Source organism: Duganella sp. Dugasp56, assembly GCF_047304105.1.
GTDB lineage: Bacteria > Pseudomonadota > Gammaproteobacteria > Burkholderiales > Burkholderiaceae_D > Rugamonas > Rugamonas hordei.
On record NZ_JBGLYQ010000003.1, the window covers coordinates 21,526 to 42,290 of the forward strand.

18 protein-coding genes are annotated in these 20,765 nt (G+C 63.9%); 17 read left to right on the plus strand and 1 reads right to left on the minus strand.

Annotation, left to right across the window (positions count from 1 at the left end):
• Positions 1-5: 5 nt before the first annotated feature.
• From ispG to ACCD07_RS02290, 15 genes are all read left to right on the plus strand, one after another.
• Positions 6-1,274 carry a flavodoxin-dependent (E)-4-hydroxy-3-methylbut-2-enyl-diphosphate synthase gene (ispG, locus tag ACCD07_RS02220; RefSeq protein ID WP_176651954.1) on the plus strand — a complete coding sequence of 423 codons (1,269 nt, stop codon included), beginning with the start codon at positions 6-8 and terminating at the stop codon, positions 1,272-1,274.
• Positions 1,261-2,604, plus strand: a complete 1,344-nt coding sequence (gene hisS, locus ACCD07_RS02225) for a histidine--tRNA ligase (RefSeq protein WP_176651953.1) — start codon at positions 1,261-1,263, stop codon at positions 2,602-2,604. The genes ispG and hisS overlap by 14 nt, the downstream gene beginning before the upstream one ends.
• A 54-nt stretch (positions 2,605-2,658) precedes the next feature.
• Positions 2,659-3,312, plus strand: a complete 654-nt coding sequence (locus tag ACCD07_RS02230; RefSeq protein ID WP_413446380.1) for a YfgM family protein — start codon at positions 2,659-2,661, stop codon at positions 3,310-3,312.
• Positions 3,313-3,362: 50 nt separating this feature from the next.
• Positions 3,363-4,499 carry an outer membrane protein assembly factor BamB gene (bamB, locus tag ACCD07_RS02235; RefSeq protein ID WP_413446381.1) on the plus strand — a complete coding sequence of 379 codons (1,137 nt, stop codon included), beginning with the start codon at positions 3,363-3,365 and terminating at the stop codon, positions 4,497-4,499.
• Positions 4,500-4,503: 4 nt separating this feature from the next.
• Positions 4,504-5,850, plus strand: coding sequence for a ribosome biogenesis GTPase Der (der, locus tag ACCD07_RS02240; RefSeq protein WP_176651950.1), 1,347 nt, complete (start codon positions 4,504-4,506; stop codon positions 5,848-5,850).
• 182 nt (positions 5,851-6,032) lie between these two features.
• Positions 6,033-6,269, plus strand: a complete 237-nt coding sequence (hfq, locus tag ACCD07_RS02245; protein ID WP_008450615.1) for an RNA chaperone Hfq — start codon at positions 6,033-6,035, stop codon at positions 6,267-6,269.
• A 45-nt stretch (positions 6,270-6,314) separates the two neighbouring features.
• Complete coding sequence (hflX, locus tag ACCD07_RS02250; protein WP_353402810.1) at positions 6,315-7,475, plus strand: GTPase HflX; 1,161 nt, start codon at positions 6,315-6,317, stop codon at positions 7,473-7,475.
• Between the two features lie 17 nt (positions 7,476-7,492).
• A complete protein-coding gene (hflK, locus tag ACCD07_RS02255; protein ID WP_413446382.1) occupies positions 7,493-8,782 on the plus strand; it encodes an FtsH protease activity modulator HflK in 1,290 nt (429 codons plus the stop codon).
• Positions 8,782-9,696 (plus strand): protease modulator HflC, encoded by a 915-nt coding sequence (gene hflC, locus ACCD07_RS02260; RefSeq protein ID WP_176651947.1) that lies wholly within the window; start codon positions 8,782-8,784, stop codon positions 9,694-9,696. The genes hflK and hflC overlap by 1 nt, the downstream gene beginning before the upstream one ends.
• Positions 9,697-9,856: 160 nt before the next feature.
• Positions 9,857-11,017: an ATP phosphoribosyltransferase regulatory subunit gene (locus ACCD07_RS02265; RefSeq protein WP_176651946.1), complete on the plus strand. Its 1,161-nt coding sequence runs from the start codon at positions 9,857-9,859 to the stop codon at positions 11,015-11,017.
• Positions 11,018-11,021: 4 nt separating this feature from the next.
• Positions 11,022-12,332, plus strand: coding sequence for an adenylosuccinate synthase (locus tag ACCD07_RS02270; protein ID WP_176651945.1), 1,311 nt, complete (start codon positions 11,022-11,024; stop codon positions 12,330-12,332).
• 14 nt (positions 12,333-12,346) lie between these two features.
• Positions 12,347-12,892: a phosphoribosyltransferase gene (locus ACCD07_RS02275; protein WP_353402816.1), complete on the plus strand. Its 546-nt coding sequence runs from the start codon at positions 12,347-12,349 to the stop codon at positions 12,890-12,892.
• A gap of 254 nt (positions 12,893-13,146) precedes the next feature.
• Positions 13,147-13,815, plus strand: coding sequence for a choice-of-anchor E domain-containing protein (locus ACCD07_RS02280; RefSeq protein ID WP_413446383.1), 669 nt, complete (start codon positions 13,147-13,149; stop codon positions 13,813-13,815).
• Between the two features lie 31 nt (positions 13,816-13,846).
• The gene (locus ACCD07_RS02285) at positions 13,847-14,503 is read left to right on the plus strand and encodes a choice-of-anchor E domain-containing protein (protein ID WP_353402820.1); all 657 of its coding nucleotides are present in this window, start codon (positions 13,847-13,849) and stop codon (positions 14,501-14,503) included.
• A 68-nt stretch (positions 14,504-14,571) separates the two neighbouring features.
• On the plus strand, positions 14,572-15,168 hold the full coding sequence (locus tag ACCD07_RS02290; protein WP_070268658.1) for a MarC family protein: 597 nt from the start codon (positions 14,572-14,574) through the stop codon (positions 15,166-15,168).
• On the opposite strand, the gene ACCD07_RS02295 is transcribed toward ACCD07_RS02290, so the two are convergent.
• Positions 15,165-16,664: a S41 family peptidase gene (locus ACCD07_RS02295; protein ID WP_413446384.1), complete on the minus strand. Its 1,500-nt coding sequence runs from the start codon at positions 16,662-16,664 to the stop codon at positions 15,165-15,167. The two genes, ACCD07_RS02290 and ACCD07_RS02295, sit on opposite strands and share 4 nt — an antisense overlap.
• Positions 16,665-16,824: 160 nt before the next feature.
• Here ACCD07_RS02295 and ACCD07_RS02300 point away from each other — a divergent pair, with 160 nt between their 5' ends.
• Complete coding sequence (locus ACCD07_RS02300) at positions 16,825-17,841, plus strand: LacI family DNA-binding transcriptional regulator (RefSeq protein ID WP_413446385.1); 1,017 nt, start codon at positions 16,825-16,827, stop codon at positions 17,839-17,841.
• A gap of 60 nt (positions 17,842-17,901) precedes the next feature.
• A complete protein-coding gene (locus ACCD07_RS02305) occupies positions 17,902-20,757 on the plus strand; it encodes a TonB-dependent receptor domain-containing protein (RefSeq protein WP_413446386.1) in 2,856 nt (951 codons plus the stop codon).
• The last annotated feature ends 8 nt before the right edge of the window (positions 20,758-20,765 follow it).

Below are 20,765 nucleotides of genomic sequence, written 5' to 3' on the forward strand. Positions count from 1 at the left end.
AGATCATGTCTTCACAAACAGCTATTCCTTCGGGACCGTCGAATCGCCGCGCCAGCCGCAGCGTGCTGGTTTCGCACGGCCAGCGCAAGATCTGGGTCGGCGGCGACGCGCCCGTGGTGGTGCAGTCGATGACCAATACCGACACCGCCAACGTGATCGAAACCGCGATCCAGATCAAGGAGCTGGCGCGCGCCGGTTCGGAGCTGGTGCGCCTGACGGTGGACCGTCCGGAAGCGGCTGAAGCGGTGCCCTACATCCGCGAGCAGCTGGACAAGATGGACATCGACGTGCCGCTGGTCGGCGATTTTCACTACAACGGCCATACGCTGCTCAACGATTATCCGGAGTGCGCGAAGGCGCTGTCGAAGTACCGCATCAACCCGGGCAACGTCGGCAAGGGCGCCAAGCGCGACACGCAGTTTGCGCAGATGATCGAAGTGGCCGCGCGCTACGACAAGCCGGTGCGCATCGGCGTCAACTGGGGCAGCCTGGACCAGGCGCTGCTGGCGCGCATCATGGACGAAAACGCCGGCCGCGCCGAGCCGTGGTCGGCGCAGGCGGTGATGTACGAGGCGCTGATCACCTCGGCCATCGAGAACGCCGTGCGCGCCGAGGAACTGGGCCTGGGCCGCGACAAGATCATTCTGTCGTGCAAGGTCTCGGGCGTGCAGGATTTGATCGCCGTGTACCGCGAACTGGCCAAGCGCTGCGACTATCCGCTGCACCTGGGCCTGACCGAGGCGGGCATGGGCAGCAAGGGCATCGTCGCCTCGACGGCCGCGCTGTCGGTGCTGCTGCAAGAGGGCATCGGCGACACCATCCGCATCTCGCTGACGCCGGAGCCGGGCGGCGACCGCACCAAGGAAGTCGTGGTCGGCCAGGAGATCCTGCAGACCATGGGCCTGCGCAAATTCACCCCGATGGTGATCGCGTGCCCTGGCTGCGGCCGCACCACCTCGACCACCTTCCAGGAACTGGCCGACAACATCCAGACCTATCTGCGCGACCAGATGCCGGAGTGGAAAAAGACCTATCCGGGCGTGGAGGCGATGAACGTGGCCGTGATGGGCTGCATCGTCAACGGCCCGGGCGAATCGAAGCACGCCAACATCGGCATCAGCCTGCCGGGCACCGGCGAATCGCCGGCCGCGCCGGTGTTCGTCGATGGCGCCAAGTTCGCCACCTTGCGCGGTGAGCGCATCGTTGAAGAGTTCCAGGAAATCGTACTGAATTACGTGAAGAAGAATTACAGCCAAGAATATGTCCAAAACTGAAAAAATCACCGCCGTCAAAGGCATGAACGACATCCTGCCGCAGGATGCGCACCTGTGGGAACTGTTCCAGAACACCGCGCAATCTGTGGTGCAGAGCTACGGCTTCCAGCACATCCGCACGCCCATCGTGGAAAACACCGCGCTGTTCGCGCGCGCCATCGGCGCCGTCACCGACATCGTGGAAAAGGAGATGTACTCGTTCACCGATTCGATGAACGGCGACCAGCTGACCTTGCGCCCTGAAGGCACGGCCGGCGTGGTGCGCGCGGTGATCGAGCATAATCTGGTCTACGAAGGCCCGAAGCGCCTGTGGTACACGGGCCCGATGTTCCGCCACGAGCGTCCGCAGCGCGGCCGCTATCGCCAGTTCTTCCAGTTCGGTTGCGAGGCCGTCGGCTTCAACGGCCCGGACGTGGACGCGGAAATGATCATGATGTGCCGCCGCCTGTGGGATGACCTGGGCCTGGAAAACATCCGCCTCGAACTGAACTCGATCGGCGACGCCGAAGAGCGCGCGCGCCACCGCGTCGACCTGATCGCCTACCTGGAAAAGCACGAGGAGCTGCTGGACGCCGAAGCCAAGCGCCGCCTGCACAGCAATCCGCTGCGCATCCTGGACACCAAGAACCCTGCCATGCAGGAGATGGTCAACAACGCGCCCAAGCTGCTGGACTACCTGGGCGAGGAATCGCTGGCCCACTTCAACGGCGTGCGCAAGATCCTCGACCACAACAACATCCCGTACACCATCAACACCCGCCTGGTGCGCGGCCTGGACTACTACAACCGCACCGTGTTCGAGTGGGTCACCGACCTGCTGGGGGCCCAGGGCACCGTGTGCGCCGGCGGCCGTTACGATCCGCTGATCCAGACCTTCGGCGGCAAGCCGACGCCGGCCGTCGGTTTCGCCATGGGCATCGAGCGTTTGATCGAATTGATGAAGGAAGCCGGCGAGCCTGAGCAGCCGGGCCAGTGCGACGTCTACCTGGTGCACCAGGGCGAGGCGGCGCAGCTGCAGGCCTTCGTGCTGGGCGAGCGCATCCGCGACGCCGGCCTGGACGTCATCATGCACGCCTCGACCGCCAACGGTCCCGGCAGTTTCAAGACGCAGATGAAGAAGGCCGACGGCAGCGGCGCCGCCTTCGCCGTCATCATCGGCGACGACGAGGTGGCCAACCACACCGCCAGCGTCAAGGCGATGCGCGCGGAAGAGGGCGACCAGCAGCAATCGACGGTGCCGTTCGACGACGTGGTCGACTTCCTGGTCGACCAGATCACCAGCGGCGACGATCACCACTACCACGTGCACGACGAGCACTGCAATCACTAAGCTAAGTCACCAAACTAAGCCGTACTTTTTTAAACCTATAACTAGCAGACGAACATGGCATACGATCTCGAAGAACAAGAACAAATTGCGTCCCTCAAAGCGTGGTGGGACAAGTACGGCAATCTGACCTCGTGGGTGCTGATCGCCGGCCTCGCGGCGTATTCCGGCTTCACCGGCTGGAACTACTACCAGCGCACCCAGGCCGCGCAAGCGTCCGCGCTGTACGACGAAGTGCAGAACGCGGCCGAGGCCAAGGACAACGTCAAGGTGCTGCGCGCCGCCGGCGACATGGAATCCAAATTCGGCAGCACCGCCTACGCCTCGATGAGCGCGCTGGTGGCGGCCAAGACCAGCTTCGACGCCAACGACATCAAGTCCGCCAAGGCGCAGCTGCAGTGGGCCGTCGAGCATGGCGGCGACGAGTTCAAGGCCGTCGCCAAGGTGCGCCTGGCCGGCCTGCTGCTGGACGAGAAAGCCTACGACGAAGCGCTGAAAGTGCTGTCGGGCGACGTGGCGCCGCAGTTTGCCGGCGCCGTGGCCGACCGCAAGGGCGACGTGCTGGTCGCTCAGAACAAGCTGGCCGAAGCCCGCACCGCCTACCAGGCCGCGCTGGAGGCCACCGACAAGAAGAACCCTGGCCGTCAGCTGATCCAGCTGAAACTTGAAGCCATCGGCGGCACCGTGCCGGCCGACAAGGACGCAGCGTAATTTTTCCGGCGCCGGCAATCACCGGCGCCTCCCCAGATCAAGGTTAAAAAATGCGTATTACCGAAAAAGTTATTGCTGCAAGCCTGTTTGCGATGTTGGCCGGTTGTTCCTTGTTCTCGTCCAAAGATACCAAGACCCAGCCGGCGGCGCTGGTCGAGCTGAAGGGCGGCATGACGCCCAAGACCGTCTGGAAGTATTCGATGGGTAAAGCCGGCGTGGCCGTCTTCACCCCGGCGCTGGCCGGCGACAGCATCTACGTGGCCGACGCCGACGGCGCCCTGGCGCGCCTGAACGCGGCCACCGGCAAGGAGCAATGGCGCGTCAAGACCGGCACCGACCTGACCGCGGGCGTGGGCAGCGACGGCGAGGTGGTCGTGGTCGGCGGCGCCAAGGGCGTGATCTTCGCCTACGACGCCAACGGCAAGCAGCTGTGGAAAGGCCAGGCGACCAGCGAAGTGCTGTCGTCGCCGGTGGTCGGCGGCGGCGTCGTCGTGGTGCGCAGCGTCGACAACCTGATCACCGCGTATGACGCCAAGACCGGCGCCAAGCGCTGGAACGTCACCCGCACCACGCCGGCCCTGACCCTGCGCAACGCGCCGGGCATGGTCATCAACGGCCCCAACGTGTACGTGGCCCAGCCGGGCGGCAAGCTGCTGGCGCTGGTGCTGGCGACCGGCCTGCCGCGCTTTGAAGTGGTGGTCGGCGAGCCGCGCGGCGCCACGGAGCTGGAGCGCGTGACCGACATCGCCGGCACCCCGGTGATCTTCGAGAAAGATGTCTGCGCCGTGTCGTACCAGGGCCGCGTGGCCTGCTTCGACGCCACCACCGGCGCGCCGCACTGGAGCAAGCCGACCTCGTCCGACGTCGGCGTGGCGGTGGACCAGCGTTTTGTATTCGTCTCCGACGACAAAGGCGAAGTTGCAGCCTACAGCCGTGAAAACGGCAGCAACGCCTGGAAGAACGACAAGCTGGCCTACCGCCGCCTGTCGACTCCGGTTTCCTACGGCCGCGTCGTGGCCGTCGGCGACTTCCAGGGATATGTCCACCTCCTGTCGCGGGAAGATGGCGCATTTATAGGTCGCGCCGCGACCGACGGCAGCCCGATCCAATCGGACCCCGTCATCGCCGGCACGAATTTGATTTTCCAAACCCAATCAGGGACAGTGACCGCTCTCGCGGTCGAGTAATAAAATGAAGCCGGTAATCGCACTAGTGGGTCGACCCAATGTAGGGAAATCGACCTTGTTCAATCGTCTGACCCGCTCGCGCGATGCGCTGGTGGCGGACTTGCCTGGGTTGACGCGAGATCGTCACTATGGCGAGGGCCGTGTCGGCGAACGTCCCTTCCTCGTCATCGACACGGGCGGCTTCGAGCCGGTCGCCAAGGAAGGCATCATGCACCAGATGGCGCTGCAGACCAAGCAGGCCGTGGCCGAGGCTGACATCGTCATCTTCCTGGTCGACGGCCGCCAGGGCCTGACTCCGCATGATAAAACCATTACCGACTTCCTGCGCAAAAGCGGCCGTCCGGTCATGCTGGTCGTCAACAAGTCGGAAGGCATGCGCTACACCGCCGTCGTCGCCGACTTCTACGAACTGGGACTGGGCGAGCCTTACTCGATCTCGTCGGCGCACGGCGACGGCGTCGCCGACCTAGTGGAGGAGGCGCTGGACCTGGCCTTCGCCCAGCGTCCGGAAGATCCGGAAGAGCTGGAAAAGACCGAACACGGCATCAAGATCGCGCTGGTCGGCCGTCCCAATGTCGGCAAGTCCACGCTGATCAACACCCTGGTGGGCGAAGAGCGCGTGATCGCCTTCGACATGCCGGGCACCACCCGCGACTCGATCGAGATTCCGTTCGAGCGCGAGGGCAAGCAATACACGCTGATCGACACGGCCGGCATCCGCCGCCGCGGCAAGGTGTTCGAGGCGATCGAGAAGTTCTCGGTGGTGAAAACCCTGCAGTCGATCTCGGAAGCCAACGTCGTCGTGCTGATGCTCGACGCGCAGCAAGACATCTCCGAGCAGGACGCCCACATCGCCGGCTTCGTGCTGGAGACGGGCCGCGCGCTGGTGATCGCCGTCAACAAGTGGGACGGCCTGCGCACCGACGAGCGCGACGAGATCAAGATCGACATCGACCGCAAGCTCGATTTCCTGTCCTTCGCCAAGATGCACTTCATCTCGGCGCTGAAGGCGCAGGGCATCGGTCCACTGATGAAGTCGCTTGACGCGGCCTACGCCGCCGCCATGTGCAACCTGTCGACGCCCAAGCTGACGCGCGCGCTGATCGAGGCGGTGGAGAAGCAGGAGCCACGGCGCAAGGGGTCGATCCGTCCGAAGCTGCGCTACGCGCACCAGGGCGGCATGAATCCGCCGGTGATCGTGATTCACGGCAATGCGTTGGACGCCGTCGGCGAACCGTACAAACGCTACCTGGAAAAGCATTTCCGCGACACGTTCCAGCTGGTCGGCACGCCGTTGCGCATCGAACTGCGCACCGGTAAGAATCCGTTCGCAAAAACTCAGTCGAAATAAGCGGTTTTTTTGCTGGTGCGCCCTGCAAAAAAAGCAAAAACAGGTTACAGTGGCTTAGAAGCACCATTCCCGGCGTGGCGAACGGTGTTTCAGCGAAAATCATTTGACTTTCGCTGGGCCACGTACTTGAAATCAAGCGTTTCGCCTCCAATTCCAACACAACAACATAAAATGGAGCTGTTATGAGCAACAAAGGGCAACTGTTACAAGACCCATTCCTCAATGCCTTGCGCAAAGAGCATGTTCCTGTCTCGATCTATCTGGTCAACGGCATCAAGCTGCAAGGCCATATCGAATCGTTCGATCAATACGTCGTATTGCTGCGTAACACAGTGACCCAGATGGTGTACAAGCACGCCATCTCCACCGTGGTACCGGCACGCGCCGTCAACCTCAACATTGAATCCGAAGCGGAATAAGCGCTTGCACCACCGCTTCTTTTTCTCAAATCGCCTGACCGTCGTATGCGCGCAGCTCTAGTCGGTATCGATTTCGGTCAGGGCGACTTTGCCGCCAGCGTCGAGGAACTGCAACTGCTGGCCCGTTCAGCAGGTGCGGAACCGATCACGACAATTACGGCCAAGCGCTCGTCCCCGGACGCGGCATATTTCGTCGGCAGCGGCAAGGCCGACGAGATCGGCCTTGCCGTGCTCGATCACAAAATCGAAATCGTCATCTTCAACCACGCGCTGTCGCCGGCCCAGCAGCGCAACCTGGAAAAGCGCCTGCAGATCCGGGTGCTGGACCGCACCAGCCTGATCCTCGACATTTTCGCCCAGCGCGCCGCCTCTCACGAGGGCAAGCTGCAGGTGGAACTGGCTCAGCTGCAGCATCTGGCCACGCGCCTGATACGCGGCTGGACCCACCTGGAACGGCAAAAGGGTGGTATCGGCCTGCGCGGCCCCGGCGAGACGCAGCTCGAGACCGACCGCCGATTGATCGGCGAGCGGGTCAAGGCCCTGCGCGCGCGCCTGGACAAGCTGCGCAAGCAGCACGAGACGCAGCGCCGTTCGCGCGGCCGCAGCCAGACCTTCTCGGTGTCGCTGGTCGGCTATACCAATGCCGGCAAGTCGACCTTGTTCAACGCCGTCACCAAGGCCGGCGTGTATGTCGCGGATCAATTGTTCGCCACCCTGGACACCACCTCGCGCCGTGTTTACATGGGGCAGGAAGTGGGCAACGTGGTGATCTCGGACACGGTCGGTTTCGTGCGCGAACTGCCGCACCAGCTGGTGGCGGCCTTCCGCGCCACGCTGGAGGAGACCATCCATGCCGATCTGCTGCTGCACGTGGTCGACGCCTCGTCGCCGGTGCGCATGGAGCAGATCGAGCAGGTCAACCTGGTGCTCAAGGAAATCGGCGCCGATCACATTCCGCAGATACTGGTGTGGAACAAGATCGATGCCGCTGAGCTGGAGCCGTCGGTCGAGCGGGATGAATATGATAAGATTTCCCGCGTTTTCCTCAGCGCGCGCACCGGTCAAGGACTGGACCTGTTGCGCGGCGCCATGATCGAATGGGCCAAGAACGCGCCGGGTGCCCGGCTCAACCAGGCTTATCATGTCGACGACGAAGTAGCAGAACCGGATAGCAGTCCCACCCTTACTCATGTCGGATCACACTAATGCGTGTCTCGTCACTTATGAAACGTCTCGGCTTGAAGCTGTCGCTGAACGATCCCCGCTGGGGCTCGGACAAGAAAGATAGCAAGCCGCAAGCCAATGAAGGCAAGAAGCCCGGCGAAGGCCCTCCCGACATGGAGCAGCTGTGGCGCGACTTCAACCAGCGCCTGAACAGCTTCTTCGGCCAGAAGAACCGTCCCGATAACAACGGCGGCGGCAATGGCGGCCGTTCCGACCTGTCCGGCATGCGCGCCACGGCCGGCGCGGTCGGCGCCGTCATCGCGCTGATCTGGCTCGCCAGCGGCTCCTTCATCGTGCAGGAAGGCCAGACCGGCGTGGTCTACACCTTCGGCAAAGTCAGCCACACCACCGGCTCCGGTTTCAACTGGCGCTGGCCGTACCCGTTCCAGAGCGACGAGACGGTCAAGGTGTCGCAGATGCGCATGGTCGAAATCGGCTATCGCGGCAACGTCAAGAACAAGCAGCTGCGCGAGGCGCTGATGCTGACCGACGATGAAAACATCATCGACATGCAGTTCGCCGTCCAGTTCAAGCTGAAGGATCCCGTGGCCTGGCTGATGAACAACCGCGACGAGGAGGAAACCGTACGCCAGGTGGCCGAGACCTCGATCCGCGAAATCGTCGGCAAGAACAAGATGGACTTCGTGCTGTACGAGGGCCGCGACAAGGTCGGCTTTGAAACCCAGCAGCTGATGCAGCAGATCCTCGACCGCTACGCGTCGGGCGTGCTGATCTCGGCCGTCACGCTGCAGAACGTGCAGCCGCCGGAGCAGGTGCAGGGCGCCTTCGACGACGCGGTCAAGGCAGGGCAGGACCGCGAGCGCCAGAAGAACGAAGGCCAGGCCTACGCCAACGACGTGATCCCCAAAGCCCACGGCTACGCCTCGCGCCTGATGCAGGAGGCCGAAGCCTACCGCTCGATGGTGACCGAGAACGCCACCGGCAACGCCTCGCGCTTCAAGCAGGTGCTGACCGAGTACCAGAAGGCCCCGGGCGTCACGCGCGACCGCATGTACCTGGAAACCATGCAGCAGATCTTCTCCAGCGCCAGCAAGGTCATGGTCGACGCCAAGACCGGCAGCAACCTGCTGTATCTGCCATTGGACAAGCTGATCGCGCAAGCGGCGGCCACCGATGCGCAGGCCGCGGCCGCCAAGGCTGCCGCGCAAGCGGCCGCATCGCCGCCGCCGGTGGCCACGCTGCCGTCGGATGTGATGCCGACGGTGGAAGTGAATCGCCAGCGTGATCCGCGTTCGCGCGAAGCCTTACGTGACCGGGAGAGCCGTTAATGAACCGCATAGCCAGTACCCTTATCGCGGCGTTCGTCGCGCTGCTCGTGTTGTCGTCGATGGTGTTCGTGGTCGACCAGCGCAAGTACGCGATCGTGTTCGCGCTGGGCCAGATCAAGGAAGTGATACGCGAGCCGGGCCTGCATTTCAAGCTGCCGCCGCCGTTCCAGAACGTGGTCTATCTCGACAACCGCATCCTCACCATTGAAACGCCGGACGCCGAGCGCTTCATCACGGCCGAGAAGATGAACATCCTGATCGACAGCTTCGTCAAGTGGCGCATCGGCCGCAACGAAGGCCAGGCCAAGCTGTACTACGTCACCTTCGGCGGCGACGAGAGCCGCGCGCGCGACCGCATGTCGGTCATCGTCAAGGCGGCGCTGAACGAGGAAATCACCAAGCACACGGTGAGCGAAGTGATTTCCGGCCAGCGCGGCCAGGTGATGGAGGCGATCCGCACCAAAGTCGTGCAGGAAGCGGCGCAGATCGGCGTCGAGATCATCGACGTGCGCCTCAAGCGCGTCGAATACGTCGAGCAGATCAACAACTCGGTGTACGACCGCATGAAGGCCGAGCGCCTGCGCGTGGCCAACGAGCTGCGTTCGACCGGCTCGGCCGAGTCGGAAAAGATCCGCGCCGACGCCGACCGCCAGCGCGCCGTGATCCTGGCCGAAGCCTACCGCGACGCCGAGCAGATACGCGGCGAGGGCGACGCCAAGGCCTCGGGCATCTACGCCGAAGCGTTCGGCAAGAACCCCGAGTTCTACAAGTTCTACCGCAGCCTGGAAGCCTACCGCGCCACCTTCAAGAATCACGGCGACGTGATGGTGATGGATTCGAGCTCGGACTTCTTCAAGTACTTCAAAGGCTCCGGCGCCGCCGGTTCGGCCGCACCGGCTCCCGCCAAGAAGTAAAGTCAGACCCGCGCCGGGGTGCCTTATGGCTCCCCGGCGTATCTTTTTCTCCTCCCGCAACGTATTTTCGCGTAAAATATCAGGTTCGGCTTTCTGCTTGATGGCTGCGGCGCGTGCGTCACATTGTTCATTTTTCAATTACCTTTGTCACCAGTTTCCCATGCCGAATTGGCTTTTGCCCGAAAATATCGCCGACGTCCTGCCGTCGGAAGCCCGCAAGATTGAAGAACTGCGTCGTCTGATGCTGGATAATTTCCGTCTGTACGGATATGAACTGGTCATGCCGCCGCTGCTCGAGTACCTGGAGTCGCTGCTGACCGGCGCCGGCGAGGACACCGATCTGCGCACCTTCAAGCTGGTCGACCAGATCTCCGGCCGCATGCTGGGCCTGCGCGCCGACATGACGATCCAGGTGGCGCGCATCGACGCCCACCTGTTGAACCGCGCCTCGGTCACCCGCCTGTGCTACGCCGGCAGCGTGCTGCATACCCGTCCGTCGGGCCTGCACGCCACCCGCGAGCCGCTGCAGATCGGCGCCGAGATCTACGGCCATGCCGGCCTCGAAGCGGACGCCGAGATCCAGGAGCTGGCGCTGGCTTCGCTGGCCCTGGCCGGCTTCACCGAAGTGCGGCTGGACCTGACCCATGTCGGCGTGCTGCGCGCCATCCTCGAAGGCGACGCCGCGGCGGCCAGGGATGAAGCCCAGCTGTACCTGCTGCTGCGCGCCAAGGATGTGCCCGGCCTGCAGGAGCTGACGAAAAATTACTCGGCGGTGGTGCGCGATGCCTTGCTGGCGCTGCCCAACCTGTACGGCAGCGTCGAAGTGCTCAAGCGCGCGCGCGACGTGCTGCCGGACCTGCCGGGCATCGCCAAGGCGCTGTCCGAGCTGGCGGCGCTGGCCGCGTCGGCCATCGACCGCGCGGAAGTGGCGATCGACCTGGCCGACCTGCGCGGCTATCAGTACGAAAGCGGCGCGATGTTCGCGCTGTATGTGCCGGGCCTGCCGAACGCGGTGGCGCGCGGCGGCCGTTACGATCACGTAGGCGAGGCTTTCGGCCGGGCGCGTCCCGCCACCGGCTTCTCGCTCGACCTGCGCGAACTGGCGCGCCTGCTGCCGACCGCGGAGCGCAAGCATTCGATCCGCGCGCCGTGGGGCAATGCGCCGGAATTGAAGGAAAAAATCGCCGAGCTGCGCAAGTCCGGCGAAGTCGTGATCCAAAGTTTGCCGGGTCACAGCAACGAGCTGGACGAGTTCGAGTGCGATCGCGCGCTGGTCCTCGACGATAATGGTAGCAACTGGATTCTTAAAAACTTAGGTTAGTGTGATGTCAAAGAAAAACGCAAAAAACGTCGTCGTCATCGGTACCCAATGGGGCGATGAGGGCAAGGGCAAGATCGTCGACTGGTTGACCGATCATGCACAAGGTGTGGTTCGCTTCCAGGGCGGCCACAATGCCGGCCATACGCTGGTCATCGGCGGCGTCAAGACCGCGCTGCAGCTGATCCCGTCGGGCATCATGCGTCCAGGCGTGGCCTGCTACATCGGCAACGGTGTGGTGGTGTCGGTGCCGGACGTGCTGCGCGAAATCGACAAGCTGGAAAAAGTCGGCGTCGAAGTCGCGTCGCGCCTGAAGGTGTCGGACGCCGCGCCGGTGATCCTGCCTTACCACTCGGCGCTGGACCTGGCCCGTGAAGCCGCCCGCGGCGAAGCCAAGATCGGCACCACCGGCAAGGGCATCGGCCCGGCCTACGAAGACAAGGTGGCGCGCCGCGCGATCCGTGTCGCCGACCTGCTCAACGAGAAGCGCTTCGCCGAGAAGCTGGCCGAGAACCTCGACTACCACAACTTCGTGCTGGAGCATTACCTGAAGGCGCCGCGCATCGAGTACCAGAAGACCCTGGACGACGCGCTGGCCTACGTGCCGCGCCTGCGCCCGATGGTCACCGACGTCTCGAGCGCGCTGTACGCCGCGCACAAGGCCGGCGCCAACCTGCTGTTCGAAGGCGCGCAGGGCTCGCTGCTGGACGTCGACCACGGCACCTATCCGTTCGTCACCTCGTCGAACTGCGTGGCCGGCAATGCCGCCGCCGGCGCCGGCGTCGGTCCGAACATGCTGCACTACATCATGGGCATCACCAAGGCCTACACCACCCGCGTCGGCTCCGGCCCGTTCCCTTCGGAACTGCCTACCGATGCCGGCGTGGGCCACCACCTGGCGCAGGTCGGCCACGAGTTCGGCACCGTGACGGGCCGCGCCCGCCGCTGCGGCTGGTTCGACGCCGCGCTGCTGCGCCGCTCGGTCCAGATCAACGGCGTGACCGGCATGTGCCTGACCAAGCTCGACGTGCTGGATGGCCTGGAAACGCTGAAGCTGTGCACCGGCTACACCATTGACGGCGTGGCCGTGGACATCTTCCCGTCCGGCGCCGAAGAGGCGGCCCGCTGCGTGCCGGTGTACGAGGAAATGCCGGGCTGGACCGAAAGCACCGTCGGCGCCAAGTCGCTGGCCGCGCTGCCGGCCACCGCCCGCGCCTACATCAAGCGCATCGAAGAGCTGGTCGGCGTGCCGATCGACATGGTATCGACCGGTCCGGATCGCGAAGAGACGATCGTGCTGCGCCACCCATTCGAGTAATAAGGAATTAAGCAATGACGACCCCACAATCGAACGAAAAACACCTCTGGGTCTCCTGGGACGAATACCATCGCCTGATCGAGCGCCTGGCGCTCAAGGTGCATGAATCGGGCTGGAAATTCGACCAGGTGCTGTGCCTGGCGCGCGGCGGCGTGCGTCCGGGCGACGTGTTCTCGCGCATCTTCGACGTGCCGCTGGCGATCCTGTCGACCAGCTCCTACCGCGCCGACAAGGGCACCGTGCAGGGCGACTTGGACATCGCCAAATACATGACGATGACCAAGGGCCCGCTGGCCGGCCGCATCCTGCTGGTCGACGATCTGGCCGACTCGGGCGTCACGCTGATGAAGGTGATCGATCACCTGAAGTCCAACTTCGACGGCGTGACGGAAGTGAAGACCGCGGTGATCTGGACCAAGGGCAGCTCGGCGTTCAAGCCGGATTACCAGATGGAAGAATTGCCGCACAACCCATGGATCCACCAGCCGTTCGAAGACTACGACGGCCTCCGTCCGCACCAGCTGGCGGCCTGGATCAAGAAGGGCGAGACCGGCGGCTGATGCGCTGTAAGTGGCTCCCTTACTGGGTTCCCGCAGTTTGTAGCAAAAAAACGACCTTCGGGTCGTTTTTTTATTGGAAATTACATTCAGGAAACTATAGTTGCATTAATTATCTGTGAAGTGTCGAAAAAGAAATATAATTTCCATATTGTATGTTATGATTGCTCCAAGTAAGGAAATGGCAGCAAAGCAGACATCCTGCGGCTTGCCTTTTAGGGCCGTAGTTGGTTAAAACATTTAATAAGGAAATATTAATGAAACTGAAAAACTTTGCTGCTGCGACTATTTGCGTTGCCGCCGGCGTCTTCGCGGCTCCTGCGATGGCAGGCACCGTCACTTATGACATCACCGCGTTCACCAGCACCCCAACCAATATCGCATCGCTGCTGGATATCAAGCAATTCGACAGCACGCTGGGCGCGCTGTCCAGCATCGAGATCGAGTACAGCTCGGTGGTGTACGGTCAACTGCTGGCCAGTAACGCCAACACCCGCCTCGACAAAACCGTCAACGGCACACTGGGCGCAACGATGACCCTGACCGGCCCTGGCAGCTTGCTTCTGGGTTCCACCAGCGGCACGGTGTTTTCCGGCACCGGCACCGCGCACAAGGCCACCCTGCTGACCTCGATCCTGGACGGTGAAAAGAACCTGTCGACCGACGTGCAACTGGACAGCGGCTCGTTCGAGCTGTTTACCGGCACCGGCAACGTGCAGGCGAATTTCTCGCTGATCGCCGACGGCACCAAGTCGGGCGGTACGGGCGTGCTCACCAAGTTCTCCACCACGGCTTCGGGTATCGGGCATGTCACCTATACCTACACCGTCGCGGCGCCGGTACCTGAACCGGAAACCTACGGCATGATGCTGCTGGGCTTGGGCGCAATTGCCTTTGTAGCCAAGCGTAAATCGCGCGCAGCCTGAGCCACGTCACCATCACGATTGCGGATAACCTATGAAAAACCTGACCACCACTATCTTCGCCACCGCGGCCCTGACCTTCGCGCTGGGCGCCAGCGCAGCCACCGTACAACTGCCGACGATCACCACCGCGACTGCGTATGACGTCGAATACAACGCCGGCGACCTGAGCTTCGGCAAGTTCAATCCAGCGCTGGGCAATCTGACCTCGGTACAGTTCGAACTGTTCAATACGGTCAACGGTTCGATCTATGTTTCCAACGATGCCTTGTCCGGCGCGCCAGCGACCTTCACGGTCACCACCGGCGGTCAACTGGACAGCGTAGTGGGCGGCGGTACGCTGAGTACCCCGGCGACCACCACCAAGGTGTTCACCCTGGCGGCAGGCACCGATTCGACGCTGACGCTGGATCCTTGGACCACCACCAATTCCGTGACCATCAACTCGGCTGGACAACTGGGTGCCTTCACCGGCCCAGGCACCTACCATGCGCTGCTCAGTGGTTGGTCGTCGGACAGCCTGTCGGGGACCGGCAATGCCAGCTACTTCACCAACATCACGATGGACGGCTACGCAAAGGTCACCTACACCTACACCACGCTGCCGGTACCGGAGCCGGAAACCTACGCCATGCTGCTGGCCGGCCTGGGTCTGGTGGGCGCCATCGCCCGCCGCCGCAAATCGGCATAAGCTGAATCCGGTGGTACACTGCAAACGGGAGCTTCGGCTCCCGTTTTTCTTTTGACCCGATACTTTCCATGACCCAGAACTTCTTCCAGACCTTCATCCTGCTGCTGCTGGTGACCGACCCCTTCGGCAACGTGCCGCTGTTCGCCAGCGTGCTCAATCCGGTGCCGGTGGCGCGCCGCTCCCGCATCGTCATCCGCGAGTGCGCGATCGCCTTCGTGTTGCTGCTGGTGTTCATGTTCTTCGGCCGCCACTTCCTGACTGCGCTGCAGCTGTCGGAAGTGTCGTTGCGCATCGGCGGCAGCGTGATCCTGCTGCTGATCTCGATCCGCATGATCTTCCCGCACCCGGACGGTGTACTGGGCCGCACCGAAGGCGGCGAGCCGTTCATCGTGCCGCTGGCGATTCCGGCGCTGGCCGGTCCGTCGGCGCTGGCCACGGTGCTGCTGTTCTCCCGCGAGAGCACCGGCGAGGTGCTGGTGCACGTGGCCGCGCTTGCGGCGGTCGGCGTGGTGTGGCTGGCGGTGTTCCTCAGCGCCGAGAAGCTGCAGAAGGTGCTCGGCCCGCAGGTGATGACCGCCTTCGAACGCCTGATGGGCCTGATCCTGACCGCGATGTCGGTCGAGATGCTGCTTGGCGGCATACGCGAGTTCGTCAAGACCCTTTAAGGTTTTGCCGCAGCGGCGGCGGCAGGGCGGGCGCGTAAGTCGGCCGCCACCATGTCGAGCAGGCGGTAGGCGCGGGCGCGGTCGTTCTCGCCTTCGGCCGGCAGCACCGGCAAGTCCGGCTTGACGCCGGCCACTTCGTTGCCGTCGTCGGCCCGCAGCCGCACGCAGTTCGGCACGCGGTAGCGCAGGCGGGAGCGGGGCAGTTCCACCGGCGGCACGTCCGCCATGAAGCCGCAGCCGTCGCCCGCCGTCGCCCGGCCCACAGTGCGGGCGCCGACCGCATCGTGCATCAGCGCGGCGAACATCTCGGCCGACGATGCCGTGCCGCTGTCGGTCAGCACATATGCCGGCCCGTTCCAGGCGCCGCGCAAGCCATCGACGCCGGCGGCCCAGTAGATGCTGGAGGCGATAGTCTGGTTGCCGAACGACTTGGGCGGCAGGTAGGCCGCCTGGCCGCTGGCGTAGCCGGCGTCGATCAACCGGCTGCAGCCCTGCGGCTGCCAGGGCCGCTGCTCGGTCCACACCCACGACAGGTCGCAGTGCCGCGCGGCGATGCCGGCCTTGCGCGCTTCAAACGCGGCGATCGATTGTTCCAGCATGGCCCGCGCTTCCGGCGTGGCGTCCTTTTCCTTTTGCGCCGCGCGCAACTGCGCCAGTTGCTCGTCAAAATACTGCGCGGCCAGCGGCGCGGCGCTCATCATCAGCCGGGCGGAATGGACGTCGTTCGCGGTGAACAGGCGGGCGGCCCAGTCGCCGGTGTCGTTGCCGCCCGAGTTGCCGCCGACGTCGACAATCACGGCCGCCACCTTTTGCTCGCGGAAGTGGCGCAGCTGCGCCGCCAGCGTTTGCATCCAGGCCGCGCTGGCGGCGCTGCGCACCGGCGCCACGTCGGCCTCGCTCATGGCGCCATCCGCCTGACGTTCGCCCCAGGCTTCCATGCAGGAGTTGGGCGACGAATCCTGCTCGCGGAAGCGCGCGATGCGCACGATGCCGAGGCGCGTGCCGTCCGGCGCCGTGACGACGCCGGCGCGGAAGGCGCGCGCCAGGCCGTCGGCTTCCAGCACGGTGCCGGGCAGGCTCTCAAACGGCAGCGAGAAGGCCACGCTGCGGAACGGCGCGTAGCCGAGCGCCGCGCAGGCCTGCATCGCGCCCAGCTTCGAGTAATCGACCGCCGGCAGCGTCAGCGGCCGGGCGATCTTCGGCTGCAACGCGCCGCCGGCGGGGGAGAAGTGGCCGTCATGAAAACCACCGACGAAAGCGGTCAGCGCCGCCTTGGCCATGTCGTCGTCCTCGGCGGTTTCCAGCAGGCGGCGGGTGCGCTTGTCGATCGCCGGCAGATTCAGTCCGCCCTGCGGCGATGCGAACCAGGCCAGGTTGGCGTAGCGCTGCTCCAGTGCCGTTTTCAAAAACGCATAGTCGTCCAGCCAGGACTGGCGGTCGAAGGCGCTGGCGGCGCCCGTTGCAAGCAGCAGGGCGGCGGCGATCAGTGGTTTCATCTGGACAGAAAGGTACTGTTGAGAAAAAGACTTTACAACACAACAGTAAGGCGCGTAGACTTTATTTTTATCGCATGTAACCGGTTACATTTCGCTTGAATCGTCACCGGTTTTATTTTCGATAGCAATGTAACCGGTTACATTTTTCTGAAAGCAACAAATGGCGATCACGATCAAGGATGTGGCACAGGAAGCGGGGGTCTCGGTGGCCTCGGTGTCGCGCGCGCTCAACGGCCATGCCAGCATCACCGACGACACCCGCAAGCATATCCTGGCGGTGGTCAAGCGCATGCGCTACATGCCGCACGTCGGCGCGCGCAGCCTGACCACCAGCTTCACCAACACCATCGGCGTGCTGCTGCCCGACCTGTACGGCGAATTCTTCTCGGAGATGATACGCGGCATAGACGGCGCCGCGCGCCGCCGCGGCTTGCACCTGATGGTCTCCAGCCTGCACGGCGACGCCGACGAGGCGGCGCTGGCGATCCGGGCCATGCGTGGCCGCGTCGACGGCCTGCTGGTGATGTCGCCGCACGTCGATGCGGCCTTCCTGTCCGATAACCTGCCGGAAGACCTGCCGATCGTGCTGATGAACACCGTCGCCGGCGGCACCCAGTATCCGTCGATCTCGGTCGACAACTACAGCGCCGCCTACGCCATGGTGGCCCACCTGGCGGCGCGCGGCTACCGCGAGATCGCCTTCCTGGCCGGCCCGTCCGGCAACTTCGAGGCGCAGGAGCGTTTGCGCGGCTACCGCGCCGCGCTGGCCGAGCTGGCGCCGGGCTCCACGGCGCAGGTGTACGAGGGCGACTTCTCCGAGCAGTCCGGCCAGGCCGTAGGCCAGGCACTGCTGGCGATGGAGGCGGCGCGCCGTCCGCACGCGCTGTTCGCCGCCAACGACATGATGGCCATCGGCGCGCTGCTGGCGCTCAAGCAGGGCGGCCTGCAGCTGCCTCAGGACATGGCGCTGGCCGGCTTCGATGATATTCCGATCGCGCGCTACGTCAGCCCGGCGCTGACCACCGTGCGCGTGCCGATCGCCGACCTGGGCGTGCAGGCGCTGGAAAATCTGGTGGCCCGTATCGGCCAGCCGGGCATCCTGCCGTCGGCCACCGTGCAGACACTGGGCGCCGAACTGGTGGCGCGCGCTTCGACGGGAGAATCCACACCCTTATAACTTGCAGTTCCGCTTTTGCTTCATGCCCTAGATGTACACAACAAAAATCAGGAGACAAACATGAAAACACCACCACGGCAATTGCCGGCATTACGCTTGTCCGTCATGGCAGCCTCGCTGGCCGCCGCCTTGCTGACGGCGCCATACGCCGGCGCGCAGCTGAGCAGCGCCACCATCCAGGGCCAGGTCACGGCCAGCAACGCGGCACCGTCGGCCGGTACGCCGGTCAGCGCCACCAACCAGTTGAACGGTTATGTCTATCGCACCACCACCCGCGCGGACGGCAGCTATGTGCTGAGCGGCGTGGCCCCCGGCACCTACCAGATCAACGTTGGCGAGCAGAAGGCGGAGCTGGTCACCGTCAGCGTCGGCCAGACCAGCCAGGTCAACCTGGCGCTGCAAGGCGGCGTGCAGCAGGTGGTCATCACCGGTTCGGCGACGCGGCGCGACGTCGCCGGCTCCGAGGTCGGCACCTCGGTCTCGCGCGAGCAGATCGAGAAGCTGCCGCAGGTGACGCGCAACTTCCTGTCCTTCGCCGACCTGGCGCCCGGCGTGCGCTTCAACGTCGACGGCAGCGGCAACGTCAAGGTGCAGAGCGGCGCGCAGAACCAGGACAACGTCAACGTCTTCATCGACGGCGTCAGCCAGAAGAACAACATCCTGCGCGGCGGCGTGTCGGGCATCGATTCCAGCCGCGGCAATCCGTTCCCGCAATCGGCGGTGGCCGAGTACAAGGTGATCGCGCAGAACTACAAGGCGGAATTCGACCAGGTGTCGAGCGCCGCGATCACGGCCGTCACCAAGTCCGGCGGCAACCAGCTGCATGGCGACGTGTTCTGGGATCACACCGGCACCAACCTGACCGCGCTCGATCCGTTCCAGAAGGAAGCGCAGCGCCAGGGCATCGGCCGGCCGGCGTCGTCGCAGGACCAGTACGGCGTGACGCTGGGCGGTCCGATCAAGCAGGACGTGGCGCACTTCTTCTTCGCGTATGAAGGCAAGAAGATCGACAGCCCGCGCCAGGTGCTGGCACAGCGTACCGACCTGCTGCCCAACGCCGGCATCGTGCCGTCGCTGCTGGCACAGCAGGGTTCGTCGGTGTCGTCGTTCAAGGAAAACCTGTTCCTGCTGAAGGTGGACGCGCAGGTCGACCGCGACCAGCGCATCGAGGCGACCGCGCGCATCCGCCGCGAGACGGACCTGATCCCGGAGGACGCGAAGCTGAGCGTGGCGGAGAATGTCCTCAACCGCAGCAACGACGAGGACCGCTTCGACTTCAAACATGAATGGAGCAACGACCGCTGGCTCAACGAGGCGCGGCTGGGCTACGAAAAATACAGCTGGAATCCGCACTCGAACGCCAACAAGCCGTACATCCGCTACCAGGTCTCGCCGAGCAACACCGACAACAACGTGGTCGACGTGCTGATCACCGGCGGTTCGCCGAACAACCAGTTCCGCGAACAAGGCGGCACGCTGCTGCAGGACGACCTGACCTACACCGGCAAGGCCGGCCACACGATGAAGGGTGGCGTCAAGGTCAAGCACATCAGCTACGACTTGTCGGGCACCGCGCGCGCGGTCGACCAGATCTACGAGCGCATCGACACCGTGACCGGCCTGCCGAGCATCATCCGCACCGATCCGGCGATTCCCGCCAGCGGCGTCAACTTTGCCAACAACCAGTATGGCGTCTACTTCCAGGACGACTGGCAGGCCAGCGACAAGCTGCTGCTGAACCTCGGCCTGCGCTACGACTACGAAGACAATATGCTGAATGACAGCTATGTCACGCCGGCCGACCGCGTCGCCATCTTCGACAAGCAGGATCCGCGCGACGGTGCGCCGGCGGGGCAGACCTATGCGCAGTCGCTGGCCAAGGGCGGCATCAACATCAAGGACTACATCAGCACCGGCAGCAACCGCAAGCCGTTCAAGAACGCGTGGGCGCCGCGGCTGGGGCTGTCCTACGACATCAAGGGAGATCTCTCCTCGGTACTGTTCGCGGGCTGGGGCCGTGCCTACGACCGCACCATCGCCAACCACGCGCTGGACGAATCGCAGAAGAACGCGCAGCCCGGCGGCGAGATCTGGATGATCAAGAGCGACCACAAGATGGCGTACACCGACCAGTTCAGCTTCGGCCTGCGCCAGGCGCTGGGCATCTGGAACGGCGAGGCGGGCTACACCAATTCGCGCAGCCATAATCAGTTCAACTGGTTCGGCGGCAACCGCGATCCCAAGGGTGGCTGGGGCAACGCCAGCCCGATCGATCCGCTGTGGGGTTCCGTTCCCGGCTTCAGCACGCTGATCCTGGGCGACTTCATCACCGAAACGAAGACCGATTCGGCCTACCTGAAGATGGACAAGCCATACTCCAAGGCTTCCACATGGAGCCTGGGCGCGACCTATACCTACAGCCGCGGCGAGACCACCAACAAGGAATGGACCAACGATATCTTCAACTGGACCTACGGCCGCTTCGCCGGCGCCTGGAATCCGTCGACCGACGTCGAGCGCCATCGCCTGGTGGTGGCCGGCGTGAGCGATGGCTGGCTGCCATGGGGCTTGATGTTGTCCGGGAAGCTGACCCTGGGTTCCGGCCTGCCGTACCGTATCACCGACTGCTCGAAAGGCTTCGACCATTGCGTGTCCGCCAAGGGCAACGGCGACGCCTTCCATCAGATCGATGTCGGCTTGTCGAAGGAAGTCGGTTTCCGCTTCGGCAAGGTATCGCTGCGGGCGGACGTGCTCAATCTGTTCAACAGCATCAACTATGGCGGCTACGACGGCTGGGGTGGTGGCCCGGGCAATCCGCAGAACCGCCTCGGCGGCGACAACAAGAACCTGGGTACGCCGAATTCGGTCGGCGGCCCGATGCGCACTGTGAAGTTCAGTGCCCGCTATGCGTTCTGAGGTAACGA